This window comes from Hominilimicola sp., from assembly GCF_046972485.1.
Taxonomy (GTDB): domain Bacteria; phylum Bacillota; class Clostridia; order UBA1381; family UBA1381; genus Hominilimicola; species Hominilimicola fabiformis.
Window position 1 is genome coordinate 1 of record NZ_JBKVWU010000051.1, and the last position, 15,223, is coordinate 15,223.

A 15,223-nucleotide genomic window follows, 5' to 3' on the forward strand; every position below is an offset into this window, starting at 1 on the left:
TGACCGCCGTAACATGGTTGATGTAAAAAGTATCGCTATCTAACCTCAGCAAAGTTCGTGCCGGAATAGCCGTCATCATAGAAGTGCCGGATATTTCTCAGCCCATGCTGACGGGCATATTCTTCAAGATATTTCTTTTGGTTCTGGATGGAGTTTGATTCTCCAGCCTGTTCATCATCTCTTGATAAACGCTCATATAGAGCTGTAATTTTGATTTCTTCTTTCTTTGCCACGGTTTTACCTCCCTTCTTTATGTAATTAAGCAGGTAAACATCGGTCGTGCTTGTGAAACACACCCTTTGTCTATCTGCTTATAGTATAACCGTTAGGGTGGGTAAAACCAAACTAACGGCATTGTTTTTTATTTTATATAATTATTAATTCAGTTATGGTATTCCATTGCGGTAATACAAATTCATCGAAACTTGTGTTTTGCAAAATGAGTAATCAAAAGATTATGATATGATTATTACCAGAGTATTCTTGAGGACGATATTTTTGCAAATACACAAAAACCACCTCAAACAATGGATGAGGTGGTTTTGTGATGTAAAATTTATGGATAGGGTAAACTAATTAATATTTTACGATTGTTTCCAACTCTGTTACGCCTTTTTTTATCTTGTATGAGACAAACGGTGTAGCCGTTTTTTGATATACAAGGCTTGTATTCGGGTGGAACGATACCACTTCGGGAGTACCACCCGTTGTGCTTTCAACAGAGCAGAAAGAGAAGTTGTTTTTAACTGTAACAACCCCGTTGCTTTCGAATGATGTACATTCTGCACCGTCAACGCATGATACTGAAAAACCTGCGTCACGAGCTATGCAATCATAATCACTTGTGACTTTATGACGGCGAATATGTCCCCCTTCAATAGGGATGAGAGTAGTTTCGACTTTGATACCTTTGAAAGGAGACCAGAGAGAGAAAAGAGAATTTTCTTTCACAGATATTTTTAGGGAGAGTCTGCGAGTGAAAATGTAGCCGTCTATTTCAAATGAGAGAGTACTGTCTGCACCTGATTGATTGAAGAATTTGTTTGAGCGTGGAACACTGAAACCAAATTCCGAACTGTATGCAAATTTGCAGTATTTCTCTGACACATGAACATGATTGATGTAATGTAACCTACCCGGTGTGAGAGCGGTTACTGCATTACCGCTATGCTGAATTATCAGCTGAGCCTCCGACTGCAATACTGTTTGGTATTGGTCGAATAGCGGGAACGGTAACGGTTCTGCTTGCCAAAACGGATGATTTCCCGGAAGTGCAAGCAATATAAATGCTTTCAAACTCCAGTATGGTGAACCCGGAGAATTGTAGCTTTCTGACATATGTAAATTAGTGTATCTGTAACCTATTGTAAGAACACCGCCGTTATCGGTTATCGGATGAGAAAACCATTCTTCAAAGTGTCTTACGATTATGCCCTTGATAATTCCGTGACTGAACACGGGTACATCGGCATATATACACGCACTCCAGAATGCCGCTTGTGCAAATCTGTATGTAAGTGAACGTCCGTATACCAATGCACGACCTTTGTCGTCAAACCAATAGATATATTGTTTTGCAAATTCTGCGGCACGTTCTTTGTATAATGCACTTCTTTCGGGGTCGCTTTTTAAGCATACTTTGGCGTATATTAAGCTGTAGAAATGCAAAGCGAATGGAATATAATAATCACGTTGTTCCGTAACGCCGTCTTTATACCAACCGTTGCCGAGATAATATGAATCAAGTCTTTCCAAACCAAAATCGATTAAATGTTGGTCGTAAGGCTGTGATAAACTCTTTAGAGCAAGGTTTACAAGTACGGGGAACAGACGCCAGTTGTTATCCGATACTTCGTATGAATTGCTTAAAAGCAAGAAGTCTGCAAGATTCTTTTTTACGTTATCGTCAAGCGGTTCCCATAGCTTGTCGGGAGCTAAAAGCAAGCCGTAAGCTATAGCGGCAATTTCAACGAACTTTTGGTCGTAATTTCTAAATCCGCCCCAGTATTCTTTTGAGTTTGGGTTTGTTCCGGCACTTAAACCTTTGGCGTATATTTCCGAAAAATCTTCGATATTTTCGCCACCTACCCATAAAGGAACAAGTCCCCATAAAACTCTTGAAAAGCCTTCCATAGGAATTGTACGGTCCTCGAAAGCGGCTCCGGTATGTCCAAGATAAAGATTGGCACATTCTTCGGAATAATGCTCTTTTAAAGGAAGCACAAGCTTTTCAAGCAAATCTGTAAAATATTTTTTATTATAAACTGTACTCATTTTGTATCTCTATTAATTATTTGACATATTAAATTATAACGATTAAATGTACAATTAATTTATTTGATATATCTATTATACAGCTAATTATTCTAAATGTCAACAGTTATTTATAAAAATAAAGAAAAATGCTTGTTTCCCTTGATAAAACAAGCGTTTTTTGGTTTGTTAATTTAATATATTAAATTATACTTGCTAAAAAATAATAGTACAATTGCTATAAATGTTTAGCTCGGTGATATAGTACCGTTAGTTGCATTTGTCGAAATACTGTAATCAATCTTTTTGAATCATAGTTACTATAAATTCTTTAAATGTAAGCCGGTATATGAATTTGTATACGGCTTGCGGTGTGTTAAAGTATGAATAAATACTGCATAAAAATCTTGTTAGTATAAAGAAAATATTTATTAAATCGTAAATCGAGAGAGAAACAAATTGTTTGTTTTAATTGATATATTGTTTGACAAGTCACTCGAAAAGTGATATATTAAATATAAGAAAGAAAATGAATTAAGATATATTGTTCTTGGAGGAATAACGTTAATGTCAGATAAAAAACCATTGTACAAACAAATTATGGATAAATTAAAAGAGCGTATAAAGTCGGGAGATTTTGAATACGACGCACCGTTTGTCACAGAGGACAGAATTACTAAGGAATACGGTGTGAGTCGTATAACCGCAATCAGAGCACTTGAGGAGCTTGAACATGACGGATTGATTAACAGAAAACGAGGCAGCGGTAGTTTTGTTTCAAAAAATGCGATGAGTATTCTTGGCAAGGACAAGGAAGACAATGCCGCAGTTACGATACACAAAAAAAACAGAGATATATCTCTTGTGGCATTGGTTATGCCGTTTGATATAAAGCTTGGTAATATGTTCAAATGCTTTGACGGAATTAATAGTGTGCTCAATAAGGAAAATTGCTTTGTCAGTATATATAATGCAAACAGAAGTGTGGAAAACGAGGAGAAAATACTTCGTTCACTTTTGGAACAGGGGATAGACGGCGTTATATGTTATCCTGTACGTGGTGGCAGAAATTTTGAAGTGTATAATCAGTTTTTAGTTAAAAAAATTCCTCTTGTGCTTATTGATAATTATATAGAAAATATGCCTATGAGTTATATTGTGTCGGATAACAGCGGCGGCGGAAAAGCACTTTGCGAATATGCATTAGAGCATGGACATAAAAAGATTGGATTTTTTTGCAGAGGTCGTGTGAATGAAACTATATCAATAAGGGATAGATATATGGGATATGCGGCGGCACTTGAAGAAAAAGGTTTAGGAGTTAATCTTGATTATGTATATGCGAACATTGACGACAAGTACGAAATGCTGACTGAAGAAGAAAGACAACAATACGGCAACGTTGAAAATTATTTGAAAACGATTGTAAATCGTATGCATGAACAAGGAATTTCTTGTGTTTTGTGCCAAAACGATTGGGTGGCAATTCAAGTATATAATTGTTGTAAGGCACTTGATATATCGGTTCCAAATGAAATGTGCATAATGGGTTTTGATAATATAAGCGAGCTTGACGAAATGGATGGCGGAAACAAGATAATAACCGTGGAGCAAAACTTCTTTGAACTGGGTGTGAAAGCAGGTGAAACCGTTCTTAGAGAAATAAACGGCGAAATGCCCGGAATTAAATACATTGTGCCTGTTAAAATTGCTGTTCGCAATTGAATTTTAAAAATAGACCGTTTGAAACAATCTAACGGTTTATTTTTTTGTTAAAATTAAATTTTAGATTATGTAAAAACAGAAAAATACTGAACTTTGATATATTGTGTAATATAATTATACATAACAAATAAAAAATTGATATATAATTGGAATGGACGGAGATAATTTGAAGTTAAAATATATCATGAAGAAGTCTATTCGTATACAAATGAGACAGTGCAGAGTAGTTCTATACTCGTGGTACAAATCATTGTAAAACGCAATGGTGTTTATATTGGAGGGAAGCACTAACGGTATTCAAATAAAACTTATTCGTGATAATCAATCTATTGCAACATCAAAGGTTGAACTTTATGACGGTAATAATAGTGCAACAGGTGCAACGAAATTTTACTTGAGTATTGATTTTGATATATAATAGCGATATAATATATAACAAATATATCAAACCCAAATTTATTATATGGTATAAGAAGGAATTTCAAATGAGCAAAAATGTACATATAATATCACACTCTCATTGGGACAGAGAGTGGTATCTTCCGTTTGAACAACACAGAATGCGACTTGTTGAATTGATAGATAAATGTATGGAGGTTTTTGAAAAGGACGATTCATTCAAAAGCTTTTTCCTTGACGGTCAGACTATTGTGCTTGACGATTATCTTGAAATAAGACCGGAAAATAAAGAAAAACTTATTAAGTATATCAAGGAGGGTAAATTTATAATCGGTCCTTGGTATATCTTGCAAGACGAATTTTATACGAGCGGTGAGGCAAATATCAGAAATTTGCTTGTCGGTATGAAAGAGGCTGAAAAGTACGGAGCTATGTGTAAAATGGGATATTTCCCGGACGCATTCGGTAATGCGGGGCAAATGCCCCAACTTTTAAAACAAGCGGGAATGGATACAGTGACTTTCGGACGAGGTGTACGTCCTGTCGGGTTTGATAACGAAGTTCAAGAAAATGGAAACTATGAATCTCCGTATTCAGAAATGATGTGGGAATCTCCGGACGGTACGAAGATTTTCGGTATTCTGTTTGCGAATTGGTATAATAACGGCAACGAAGTTCCGACAGACAAGAAAATTGCAAAAGAATATTGGGACGACAGATTGAAAAAAGTTGCGACTTTTGCGTCAACTGATGAATATTTGTTGATGAACGGTTGTGACCATCAGCCTGTACAGGCTGATTTAGGCAAGGCAATAGAAGTTGCGTCGGAACTTTATCCCGACATTAATTTTAAACATTCAAATTTCCCGGAATATATTAAGGCAATTAAAGAGAAAGTACCAAATGATTTGGCAGTTGTAAAAGGCGAACTTACAAGCCAGGATACAGACGGTTGGTCAACGCTTATGAATTGTGCGTCATCGCATATTTACTTAAAGCAGATGAACAGAAAATGTGAATTGGCACTTGAAAACGGTGCAGAGCCTGTCAGAGTTTTATCATCTGTTTTGGGACAAAATTATCCGTCGGACGAACTTGAATATTCATGGAAGAAACTTATGCAAAATCACCCTCACGACAGTATCTGCTGTTGCAGTGTTGATGAGGTACAAGACGAAATGGCAACACGTTTTAATAAGAGTAAGCAAGTTGCCGACTATCTTGTATCAGAGGGAAAAAGATATATTGCGGATAAGATTAATACAAAGGAATACGAAAAGTACAAAAATGTACTTCCGTTTGTTGTGTTTAACACGACAGGCAGAGAGCGCACATCGGTCGTGTCGGTGGAAATTGACGTAACTCGTAAATCGGGCTGGCTTAAAAAATGTGCATATGATTTAGACGAAATAAATGTGCCGAACTATAAGCTTATAGATTCAGACGGAAATTCAATACCGTTTAAAATCGAAGATTTGGGAGTTAAATTCGGCTACGATTTGCCTAAGGATAAGTTCAGACAACCGTACATGGCAAGACGTGTTCGTGTAACATTTGAGGCTGAAAATATATCCGCTGTCGGATATAAAACATATGCCCTTGTTGAGGGTGACACGGAAAAAGTAACAGATACACTTGTCAGCAGTGAGAATTGTATGGAAAACGATGCAATTCGTGTAGAAATAAACAAGAACGGCTCGCTTAATGTAACAGACAAAGCAAGCGGCAGAACATATAAAGGCGTCGCTTATTACGAAGAAACAGGTGACTTGGGCAATGAATATATGTATAAAATGCCTGAGGGAAGTAAGGCGATAACAACGCAAGATACAGTTGCGAAGATTGAACTTGCGGAAGATGAGCCGTACAGAGCAATGTATAAAATCACAAACACAATTACAGTTCCGAAGTCGGGCGATGATAATTTCGAGGACGAAAAGAGTCATATGGTATTCTTTAAAGAAAGAGTCGGCGGAAGAAGTAACGATACCGTTGAAATGAAAATAGAAACATTTGTTTCACTTGACAAAAACGGTAAGGGTGTAAAAATCAAAACGAGATTTGATAATGAAGTAAAAGACCATAGAGTTAGAATTATGGTGCCGACAGGTATAAATTCCGATGTACATAAGGCTGATTCCGTGTTTGAGGTTGTTACAAGAAATAATCGTCATAATGCAGGTTGGAATAATCCGAGTGCGTGTGAACACGAGCAGGGATTTGTGAGTATTGATGACGGTGAAAAGGGTATAGCGGTCGCAAATATAGGCTTGTACGAATATGAAATGTTACCGGATTTAGATAATACAATCGCAGTTACAATTCTTCGTGCAGTCGGTGAAATGGGCGATTGGGGCGTGTTCCCGACTCCTAAGGCTCAATGCTTGGGTATAAGCGAAACGGAAATTGAAATTGTACCGTTTAAGGGTGATTTGATTTCAAGTGGAGCTTATGAGGAGTGCTATCAGTTCAGAACAGATATTATAACAGCCGATACAGATGGTCATGACGGAGTTATGCCGCTTGATTATTCTATGATTAATTGGCAAGGCAACGGCTTGACTCTTACGGGTATCAAGCAAAAAGGCAACGGCGAAGATATAATCATTCGTTGGGTAAATGTAAGCGATAAAACTACAACGTTGACAATTCAAAAGAGTGATGTTATCGATAATCTTTACATCAGTAATATCATAGAAAAGAAGATTAAGGAAATTGACAGTAATAACAATTATTTCAATATTGAGGTAAAACCGTATGAGATAATGACCGTAGGAATTGCAAAATAATGTATTATAACCTTATCTGCCCACGATAAGATTTGTATATACATATTCATTGCTTTGGTGGGCAGAAAGGCTATGTGGAAAAATGTATTATATAGGAATAGACCTTGGCGGAACAAATATTGCGGCAGGTATTGTGACAGAGGAGGGAAAGATTGTTGTAAAAGATTCTGTACCTACTTTGTCAGAACGTCCGACAGATGAAATAGTTACCGATATGGCGAATTTGTCAAAAAAACTTGTCCAAAGTATTGGTATTGAAATGAACGAGATTAAGGGTATTGGCATAGGCTGTCCCGGTACAATTGATTTTGAAACAGGAGAGATAGTGTATTCAAATAATATAAAAATAAATCATTATCCTCTTGCCGATAAGTTCAAAGAACATATACCTTTGCCTGTTAAAGTGGATAATGACGCAAATTGTGCGGCATTGGGTGAATATAAGATAAACAGACACTGTGCAAGTGTGTTTGCTTTGGTTACTTTAGGTACCGGAGTGGGTGGCGGTGTAATAATCAACGGTAAAGTTTTCAGAGGTTTTAACGGTGCTGCCGGTGAACTCGGTCATATGACTATTGTCAGCGGAGGTAAAATGTGTACCTGCGGTAAAGAGGGGTGCTTGGAATCATATGCGTCTGCGACTGCTCTTATATCGCAGACTAAAGATGCACTTGAAACTCATAAAGATACTATTATGCATGGTATAGTGAAAAAAGAGGGCAAAATTTCGGGCAGAACGGCATTCGAGGCGGCTAAGCAAGGTGACGAGGTCGCAAAAAAAGTTGTAAGCAATTATGAGAGATATTTGGCAGACGGAATTGTCAGTATAGAAAATATTTTTCAACCCGAAATTATCGCAATCGGCGGAGGAATAAGCAAAGAGGGCGATTATCTTATTGAGCCGATTCGTGAATATGTGTATAATACGGGCTTTAATAAGCATATGACAAAAACAAAGATTGTTGCGGCTCAGCTTTTCAATGATGCGGGAATTATAGGTGCGGCAATGCTTGCGATATAAATTAAATATGTCCGACTTGAAAAATCTTTTTATAGCATATATAATATACTTAATTGGAGTGATTTTTATGATAGTATTTTTTGATTTGGACGGCACACTTATATCCGATGACGAGGCATATATAATACCGGACAGTGCGGTGAATGCAATACATAAGGCACAGGAAAACGGACATTTGATGTACGTTGATACAGGCAGAACCGTTATGAATGTTGAGCAAAGAATAAGAGATATAGGCTTTGACGGATATGTCTGCGGTTGCGGAATGTATATAGAATGTGGCGGTAAAGTGATATATCAGCATACATTGCCGACAGAGCTTTGCAGGAATGTCGCTGATCTTGTGTATGAATGTAATATGACGCCGATGTATGAACATTCTAAGTCGTTTTATTGTGATAAACGCAGCAGAAATTTAGACGGCTTTGTAAAGCTGAAAAGACGTTTTGAAATGCAAGGTAAGGATTTGTCACCTGATGTCAGTGACGATGATTTTGCTTTTGATAAATTCTTGGCTTGGTATGATGAAAAAAACGATATAGAACAATTTAAAAGAGAAATCGAAAAAGATTTCGATTTTATTGTGCGTGGTGACGGCTTTTGCGAAATGACCGTAAAAGGATTTTCAAAGGGTACGGGAATTGAAAAAGTTCTTGAATATCATAATATTCCGATTGATAATGCGTATGCAATAGGCGACAGTATGAATGATTTGCCTATGCTTACGGCAGTGCCTAACAGTATCGTTATGGGTAATGGCAGTGAAGAACTTAAAAAGTCGGCATCTTTTGTGACAAAAGATTTGCTCGATAATGGCATAGAATACGCACTCAAACATTTTGGAATGATATAGCGATTAAATTTTAGAAGAAATTATTTATACTTTATAATAAAACAGTGTCGTTAGGTTGGTTTGAAAATCAACTCTAATGGCACTGTTTTTTTGCGTCAATAGGGTTATGGATAATGTTATGGCAAGTCAAGCTTTTAACAGCATATTTTACGATTTATATGACTTTTGTACCGAAAAACATGGTTGGTTTTAATAAATTTAACCGCACAGCTTAAAGTTTACCGCATTTTAATAAAAAAATTCCCGTGGTAAGATTAATAACAAGATATAGTTATTATGAGTAAAAGTATATAAAAACGGAAAGAGGGGAAAAAAATGAAAAAAATTATTTCATTGATGTTAGCTGTGACGATGATATGTGCATCTATCGGTTTGACGGCATTTGCGGCTACTACAACTACAGTAGAAGCGGAAGCGGACGGAGTATCAGCGTATACACTGCCAAGTTCAGACAAAAGTAATAGTAAAATATTAAAAAATACTGTAAGCAGTAAAGAAAGTGTCACTTATTATATACAAGCAAACAATACACCAAGAGCGACAATGTTTAAGTTGGCACAAGTAAATACCGGCGACAAGATTAATGTCGATATTAATTTTACATATCTTGATACTGCAACAATGGAATTGGAATATTGTCTTTTTGTTTCTGATAGCGAAATAACACTTACATCACACTCGCAGGATTTGGTAAAAGAGGAACTTGAAAAGCATACAGATGAAAGTAATATAAAAAACTGGTCAACAAACAAATCAAATATGAAGTATTCCCTGCCTAACGGAATTACGGCATCAAAGGATGGATTCGTATATTTATATATAGGCTGTGGAGATTTAAGTGAGGATAAAACTCAAGTCACTAAGAAAATACAGTGGTCTATTGACTCATTTGATGTGAATATAGACAGTGATGGAGGTGGCGAAACAGAGCCGGATACAACACCAACGCCAACCACAACAATCAATCCGGATGTGACACCAACGCCAACCCCAACGGCAAGTCCAACCCCAACGCCTACTCTTGAACCGGAGTTAACTTTGGATGCGGTGTACTCCTCAAACATGGTACTCCAGAGAAAAGAACCTATTACTATTACAGGTACAGGAAAATCGGGGAATACGGTTTCAGTAAATTTTAATGGGGCTGATGAGCAAACAACAATAGAACATGGTTTATGGGAGATAACCCTTCCTGCTATGGAAGCTGTAAAATCAGCAACTATGACAGTATCAAGCGGTGATAACATGATTACTCTCGATAATGTGGCTGTCGGTGATGTTATATTCTGTACGGGACAATCAAATATGTTTAATCGCCTTGAGACTTTTCCAACGTTGATGAACGAAGAATTAAGTGAAGCTTACGAAGACGTGAGATATATGAATTCATTTGACGAGATTTCAGAGTGGAAGGTTGCTACTATGGAAAATTCAAAGCAATTTTCTGCACTTGGATTCTTGATAGGTAAGAGGATGATAAAAAAAGATTCTGATGTTCCTATAGGTCTTATAAGTTCAAGTTTGGGTGGGTCGTCAATAATGCAGTGGATTCCGACATATTCAGTAAATTGGGATTCACAAGCAAAGAGAATGATGGCGGGAGCAAGCTCAAAAGGCGGACTATATACACAAAGACTTCTGCCGCTAAAGAATTTGAAAGCATCTGCTGTTGTATGGTATCAAGGAGAGGCAAATACTACCTTTGAAAGCGGCACAGTGTATGAGCAAGCATTGACTTCGCTTATTAACAACTGGAGAAAAACATTTAATGATGAGGACTTACCATTTGTAGTCATTCAACTTCCTACTGCGAATTTTGCAAAAATTTATTCGACAATACGCATTGGCACCGGAGTAAGAGCGGGACAATGGAATGTATCACAAAGAATGGATAACGTAAAAACAGTTGTGAGCAATGATACAGGAACTACAAATAATGTTCACCCAAATGATAAAGGACCTATTGCTGACAGAGCAGTTGCTTATATAGAAGATTTTATTAACAATACACAATCAAATGTTGAAAGCCCATCTTTTGATTATATGGAACGCAGTGGCGATAAACTTATTCTTCATTTCAAGAATACATACGGCTCTCTTTCAACCGATGATGGAGGTGTGCCGTTGGGCTTTGAACTTAAAGATGATGACGGAATATACAAAGATATTACACCGACAATTAACGGCGATACTATAGAAATAGATGTAACAGATATAACAAATCCACAGGTTAAGTATGCATGGTCAGATACTCCGGGTATTGCAAAGGATTTAGTTGAAGCACAAACTGACACCCCAGCCGTGATTAATACATTTAATGCTGCAGGCAGACCTATAGCACCGTTTATGACTGATTTGACAGAGAAATATGCTTCTAAAGCTGTAAATAAAGAGTTGTCAACGACAGAGTTCTATAATTATGCACCGTATATATCAAAAGTAGAGCAGTCAGGCGACGACATTGTAATAAGTGCTTATGACACAGATGGTGTTGTCAGTAAAGTTGAGGTATATATTGACGAGGGAGAAATCAAGGCGGGTGATGCTAAACAACGTGACGACGGTAAATGGGTATTTACACCTGATGTTACATCGGGTGTGCACAGTGTTTATGCAATTGCAACAGACAATGATAACATTAACAGTCTTACCTGTGTTGACTATACAACTTATAATATTATAAGACCTACAAGATCTGATTATGTGAAGGGATATACAGAAAGTCCATCATCTGTTGAGTATAACAACGGCGATGATATGCTGGCAAAGGCAACGAATGACGTTAATGGGACAACAACGACGGTAACGTCGGCAATACCTACAGGAGAAACAACAAAGTCGTTGAAGTTGTCTGCCACCGGCAATAAGGCAACGGCTAATGCAACTATTCCTATAAGTAAGGCAGATAATCCGCAGAAAACATTAACAATAGAATACGACACGATGTTTGAAAGTGCTGATGATGCGATTGGTGCATCAAGAGGTATGTATGCTAAAACAAAGGAAGGAAATGAACTATGGCTTACATATTTCACCGCATCGTCACTCAGAACAGCTATTACTAATACGGGAGGAAACTGGTGCTATGAACAAGCAATGTCTATAAAGAATAACCAATGGCACCATATAAAACTTGAACTTCATCCAAACACAGGAATATTTTCAATATGGCTAGATGGAACAATGCTTCAAGATAATGTGAGTTTTGTAAAAGAAGGAAGTTCATTTGATACATGTAAAGGAGCCTTTGACACTTTAAAGGAAGGAATAACAGACTTGCGATTCTATCATACAGCTTCAAATAATATTGAAAATGCGACGTATATAGATAACGTTAAAGTAACAGAAGTATCATATTCGGAGGAGGAAATTATACCACCGGCAAAAATACAGGAAGCAACTCCACAGATAAGCATTGATTATATAAATGAAACACTTACCGGCTTTGAGTCACAGGAACCGTATACGATAAAGGTGGGTGAAGGTAATGCTAAAGATATAACGCTTGGCGAGGGCGTGACGACAATATCGCTTGATGATGAAAAAATTGGTTATGCCGGCGAATTATTGTCTATTGAAATTGTAAAAAAAGCACGCAATACCGAAACATATACCGACAGTGACGTGCAACAGTTGACAGTTAAAGCACGTCCTAAGGCACCTACAACCGTTCAAGGTGTAAATGCTACGGAAATAGGCGGCAAAGGTAAACTCACAGGTATGAATGGCATGCAGTACAAACTCAAGAGAACAGATGAATGGAGTAGTACGCAGTTGGTTGATACAGTTGAGGTTGATGCAGGCGAATACAATGTCCGCAAAGCTGCAACAGATACAGACTTTGCAAGTGAGGAGACAACAATTACAGTTGAAACGTTTATAGCTGAAAAGGAAATGACGCCTGAAATCGCAATTGATTATACAACAGAGGAACTTATAAACTTTGTTGAGGATGGAACATATACAATTAATGGTTTAGATGTTACATTAACAGATAACAAGTTATCATTAGCTAATTATATAACAAATGAACAGATAACGCTTTCGATAGTAAAGAAGGGTAATAATGTGACAACGGTTGCGAGTGAAGCACAGACTCTAATAGTTAAGGCACGTCCTGCAGCACCGACAAAATCGGAAATCATAGTAACACAACCGAGTGTGATTGGCGGCAAAGGTACTATTGCAGGTATCGCAGACACTATGGAATATAGTACGAATAATGGTATTAATTGGACTACGGGCGATGGAGATGATATAGGTGATATTGAGCCTGGAACCACATATAAAATCCGTTATAAAGCTGTAAGTGCAGACGAGGAAGCCGAAAGGCAGTTTAAGAGTGCAGAATATTCGGTTACAATTATTGCGTATGATGCAATGCCGGAAACGCAGCCTACAATCTCGATTAACTATGTAAACGAAAAGCTAACAGGCTTTACGGAAGGCTGTGACTATATAATAAAAATAGATGATGGCGTAGCGACGGATAAAGATAATGTAACAGAGGATATCGACATTGACAACACATATTTCGGTCATACCCTAAAAATCGTAAAAAAAGGTGATGGCATAAAAACAAGCAACAGTGAAGCGTTTGAACTTTCTATTCCTAAACGTTCATCCGCACCAAATGTAGCAGCGGTTGAAGAACAGACTTATCAAGGCAATGACGGCAAAATCACAGGTGTTGACACTACAATGGAATATAAATCATTGTCAGAACCTACATTCACATGGACGCAGTGTGCAGGCACGGAAATCACAAATCTTGCACCGGGGTCTTACATTGTTCGTGTGGCGGCAGTTGCAGATGAATCCTTTGCCAGTGAAGTTATGAGTGTGACAATTAATGCGGCAGCAAAGGATGAGCCTACAGAACCGACAGTGAATATAACGTATGATGATAAAAATGGAAATGTTAATGCTATATTTACCAATATAACAGAAGAAGGCATGGTTTATGTTGCAGAATATAATGAGAATGGTACATTGCTTTCGATAAAATCAGATGAAATTTCAGACAGTGTAATTATTCCATTTACTTGCGTAAATAAGAGTAAGGTGAAGGTCTTTATATGGAAAAATGATATGAAACCATTATTTAATAAAGTATTTACATTGAATTAAGATGAGCATATCGGGCATATTCTGTGATAGGATATGCCCGTTTAACTGACAAAAATTAAGACGGAGTGAATGTTATGTTTAATAAGAAATTTAACTTGTTGAAAGAAGCGACAGAATATGGATTTATGCCGTATATGGAAACGTATATTCTGGACGGTAAGAAACGTCCAATAGTTGTGATATTTCCCGGAGGTGGATATGGAATGGTATCTGAGCGTGAGGCAGAGCGTATTGCTATGGCATATAACGCAGCAGGATTCCATGCGGCAGTAGTGTATTATTGTGTTGAACCGCACACACATCCGCTTCCTATACAAAATGCAGCTAATGCAGTTGCCATGCTTAGAGAAAATGCAGAAAAATGGAATATAGATACGGATAAGGTAATTGTATGCGGATTTTCTGCCGGTGGACATCTTGCAGCATCACTAAGTGCCTTGTGGAATGATTCTGAAATATTCAGCGAGCGCGAGATTGAGTTAGCAATGCATAAGCCAAATGCTCAAATTTTAAGTTATCCGGTAATAACATCGGGTGAATTTGCTCATAAAGATTCATTTAAAAATCTTACAGGTACAGATGACGAGTCAAATCATCTATGGAGCAGTCTGTCGCTTGAGAGGCGTATTACGGATATAATTCCACCAACGTTTTTATGGCATACATATGAGGATATATGTGTTCCTGTTGAAAATACACTGATGTATGCAGCTGGCTTGAGGAGGGTTGGAGTACCGTTTGAATTACATATATTTGAGAAAGGCGAGCATGGTTTGTCAAGGGTGAGTGATGAGTTAATATGGTCCAAACGAAAGTTTGAAAGAGAGTATCCGTGGTTGAGTCTGTCAGTTGATTGGCTAAATCAGTTGTTTTAAAACGTGTATATTGATTAGGCAAGAGATGAGCCTATAAAAAGAGAATGAATAAAAGAATGGGAACTGTTATAAAATTTAAAGGGACGCTCTATTTTAAAGCGTCCTTTTAAATTGAAATATAAAAAATTTAACGCATTAATTAAAGATTCTCCCATTTAATATGCATAGACATATATGA

Annotated in this window: 8 protein-coding genes and 1 pseudogene; 7 read left to right on the plus strand and 2 right to left on the minus strand. The window is 37.3% G+C overall.

The window, feature by feature from the left end; translation table 11 throughout:
- Positions 1 to 50 precede the first annotated feature (50 nt).
- Positions 51 to 233, minus strand: a pseudogene (locus tag ACLTU0_RS06895) (recombinase family protein); the annotation flags it as partial.
- 343 nt (positions 234 to 576) lie between these two features.
- A complete protein-coding gene (locus tag ACLTU0_RS06900; protein ID WP_412321770.1) occupies positions 577 to 2,274 on the minus strand; it encodes a DUF2264 domain-containing protein in 1,698 nt (565 codons plus the stop codon).
- 546 nt (positions 2,275 to 2,820) lie between these two features.
- On the opposite strand from ACLTU0_RS06900, the gene ACLTU0_RS06905 reads away from it, so the two are divergent.
- The 7 genes from ACLTU0_RS06905 to ACLTU0_RS06935 all read left to right on the plus strand — a co-directional run bounded on the left by ACLTU0_RS06905 (position 2,821) and on the right by ACLTU0_RS06935 (position 15,045).
- Positions 2,821 to 3,978 carry a substrate-binding domain-containing protein gene (locus ACLTU0_RS06905; RefSeq protein WP_117968590.1) on the plus strand — a complete coding sequence of 386 codons (1,158 nt, stop codon included), beginning with the start codon at positions 2,821 to 2,823 and terminating at the stop codon, positions 3,976 to 3,978.
- A gap of 274 nt (positions 3,979 to 4,252) precedes the next feature.
- Entirely contained in the window at positions 4,253 to 4,396 is a 144-nt protein-coding gene (locus ACLTU0_RS06910; protein WP_412275026.1) for a hypothetical protein, read from the plus strand.
- Between the two features lie 67 nt (positions 4,397 to 4,463).
- Positions 4,464 to 7,166, plus strand: coding sequence for an alpha-mannosidase (locus ACLTU0_RS06915; RefSeq protein WP_412321772.1), 2,703 nt, complete (start codon positions 4,464 to 4,466; stop codon positions 7,164 to 7,166).
- 82 nt (positions 7,167 to 7,248) lie between these two features.
- Complete coding sequence (locus ACLTU0_RS06920) at positions 7,249 to 8,187, plus strand: ROK family protein (protein WP_022229466.1); 939 nt, start codon at positions 7,249 to 7,251, stop codon at positions 8,185 to 8,187.
- A 67-nt stretch (positions 8,188 to 8,254) separates the two neighbouring features.
- Entirely contained in the window at positions 8,255 to 9,040 is a 786-nt protein-coding gene (locus ACLTU0_RS06925) for a Cof-type HAD-IIB family hydrolase (protein ID WP_412275032.1), read from the plus strand.
- 315 nt (positions 9,041 to 9,355) lie between these two features.
- Entirely contained in the window at positions 9,356 to 14,170 is a 4,815-nt protein-coding gene (locus tag ACLTU0_RS06930) for a sialate O-acetylesterase (protein WP_412321774.1), read from the plus strand.
- A 74-nt stretch (positions 14,171 to 14,244) separates the two neighbouring features.
- Positions 14,245 to 15,045 carry an alpha/beta hydrolase gene (locus tag ACLTU0_RS06935; RefSeq protein WP_022229469.1) on the plus strand — a complete coding sequence of 267 codons (801 nt, stop codon included), beginning with the start codon at positions 14,245 to 14,247 and terminating at the stop codon, positions 15,043 to 15,045.
- The last annotated feature ends 178 nt before the right edge of the window (positions 15,046 to 15,223 follow it).

What these genes read in the sequence shown, in the direction of transcription:
- ACLTU0_RS06935 (WP_022229469.1), top strand. Translation starts at nt 14,245, where the DNA reads ATGTTTAATAAGAAATTTAACTTGTTGAAAGAAGCGACAGAATATGGA.
- ACLTU0_RS06915 (WP_412321772.1), top strand. Translation starts at nt 4,464, where the DNA reads ATGAGCAAAAATGTACATATAATATCACACTCTCATTGGGACAGAGAG.
- ACLTU0_RS06905 (WP_117968590.1), top strand. Translation starts at nt 2,821, where the DNA reads ATGTCAGATAAAAAACCATTGTACAAACAAATTATGGATAAATTAAAA.
- ACLTU0_RS06930 (WP_412321774.1), top strand. Translation starts at nt 9,356, where the DNA reads ATGAAAAAAATTATTTCATTGATGTTAGCTGTGACGATGATATGTGCA.
- ACLTU0_RS06900 (WP_412321770.1), bottom strand. Translation starts at nt 2,274, where the DNA reads ATGAGTACAGTTTATAATAAAAAATATTTTACAGATTTGCTTGAAAAG.
- ACLTU0_RS06925 (WP_412275032.1), top strand. Translation starts at nt 8,255, where the DNA reads ATGATAGTATTTTTTGATTTGGACGGCACACTTATATCCGATGACGAG.
- ACLTU0_RS06920 (WP_022229466.1), top strand. Translation starts at nt 7,249, where the DNA reads ATGTATTATATAGGAATAGACCTTGGCGGAACAAATATTGCGGCAGGT.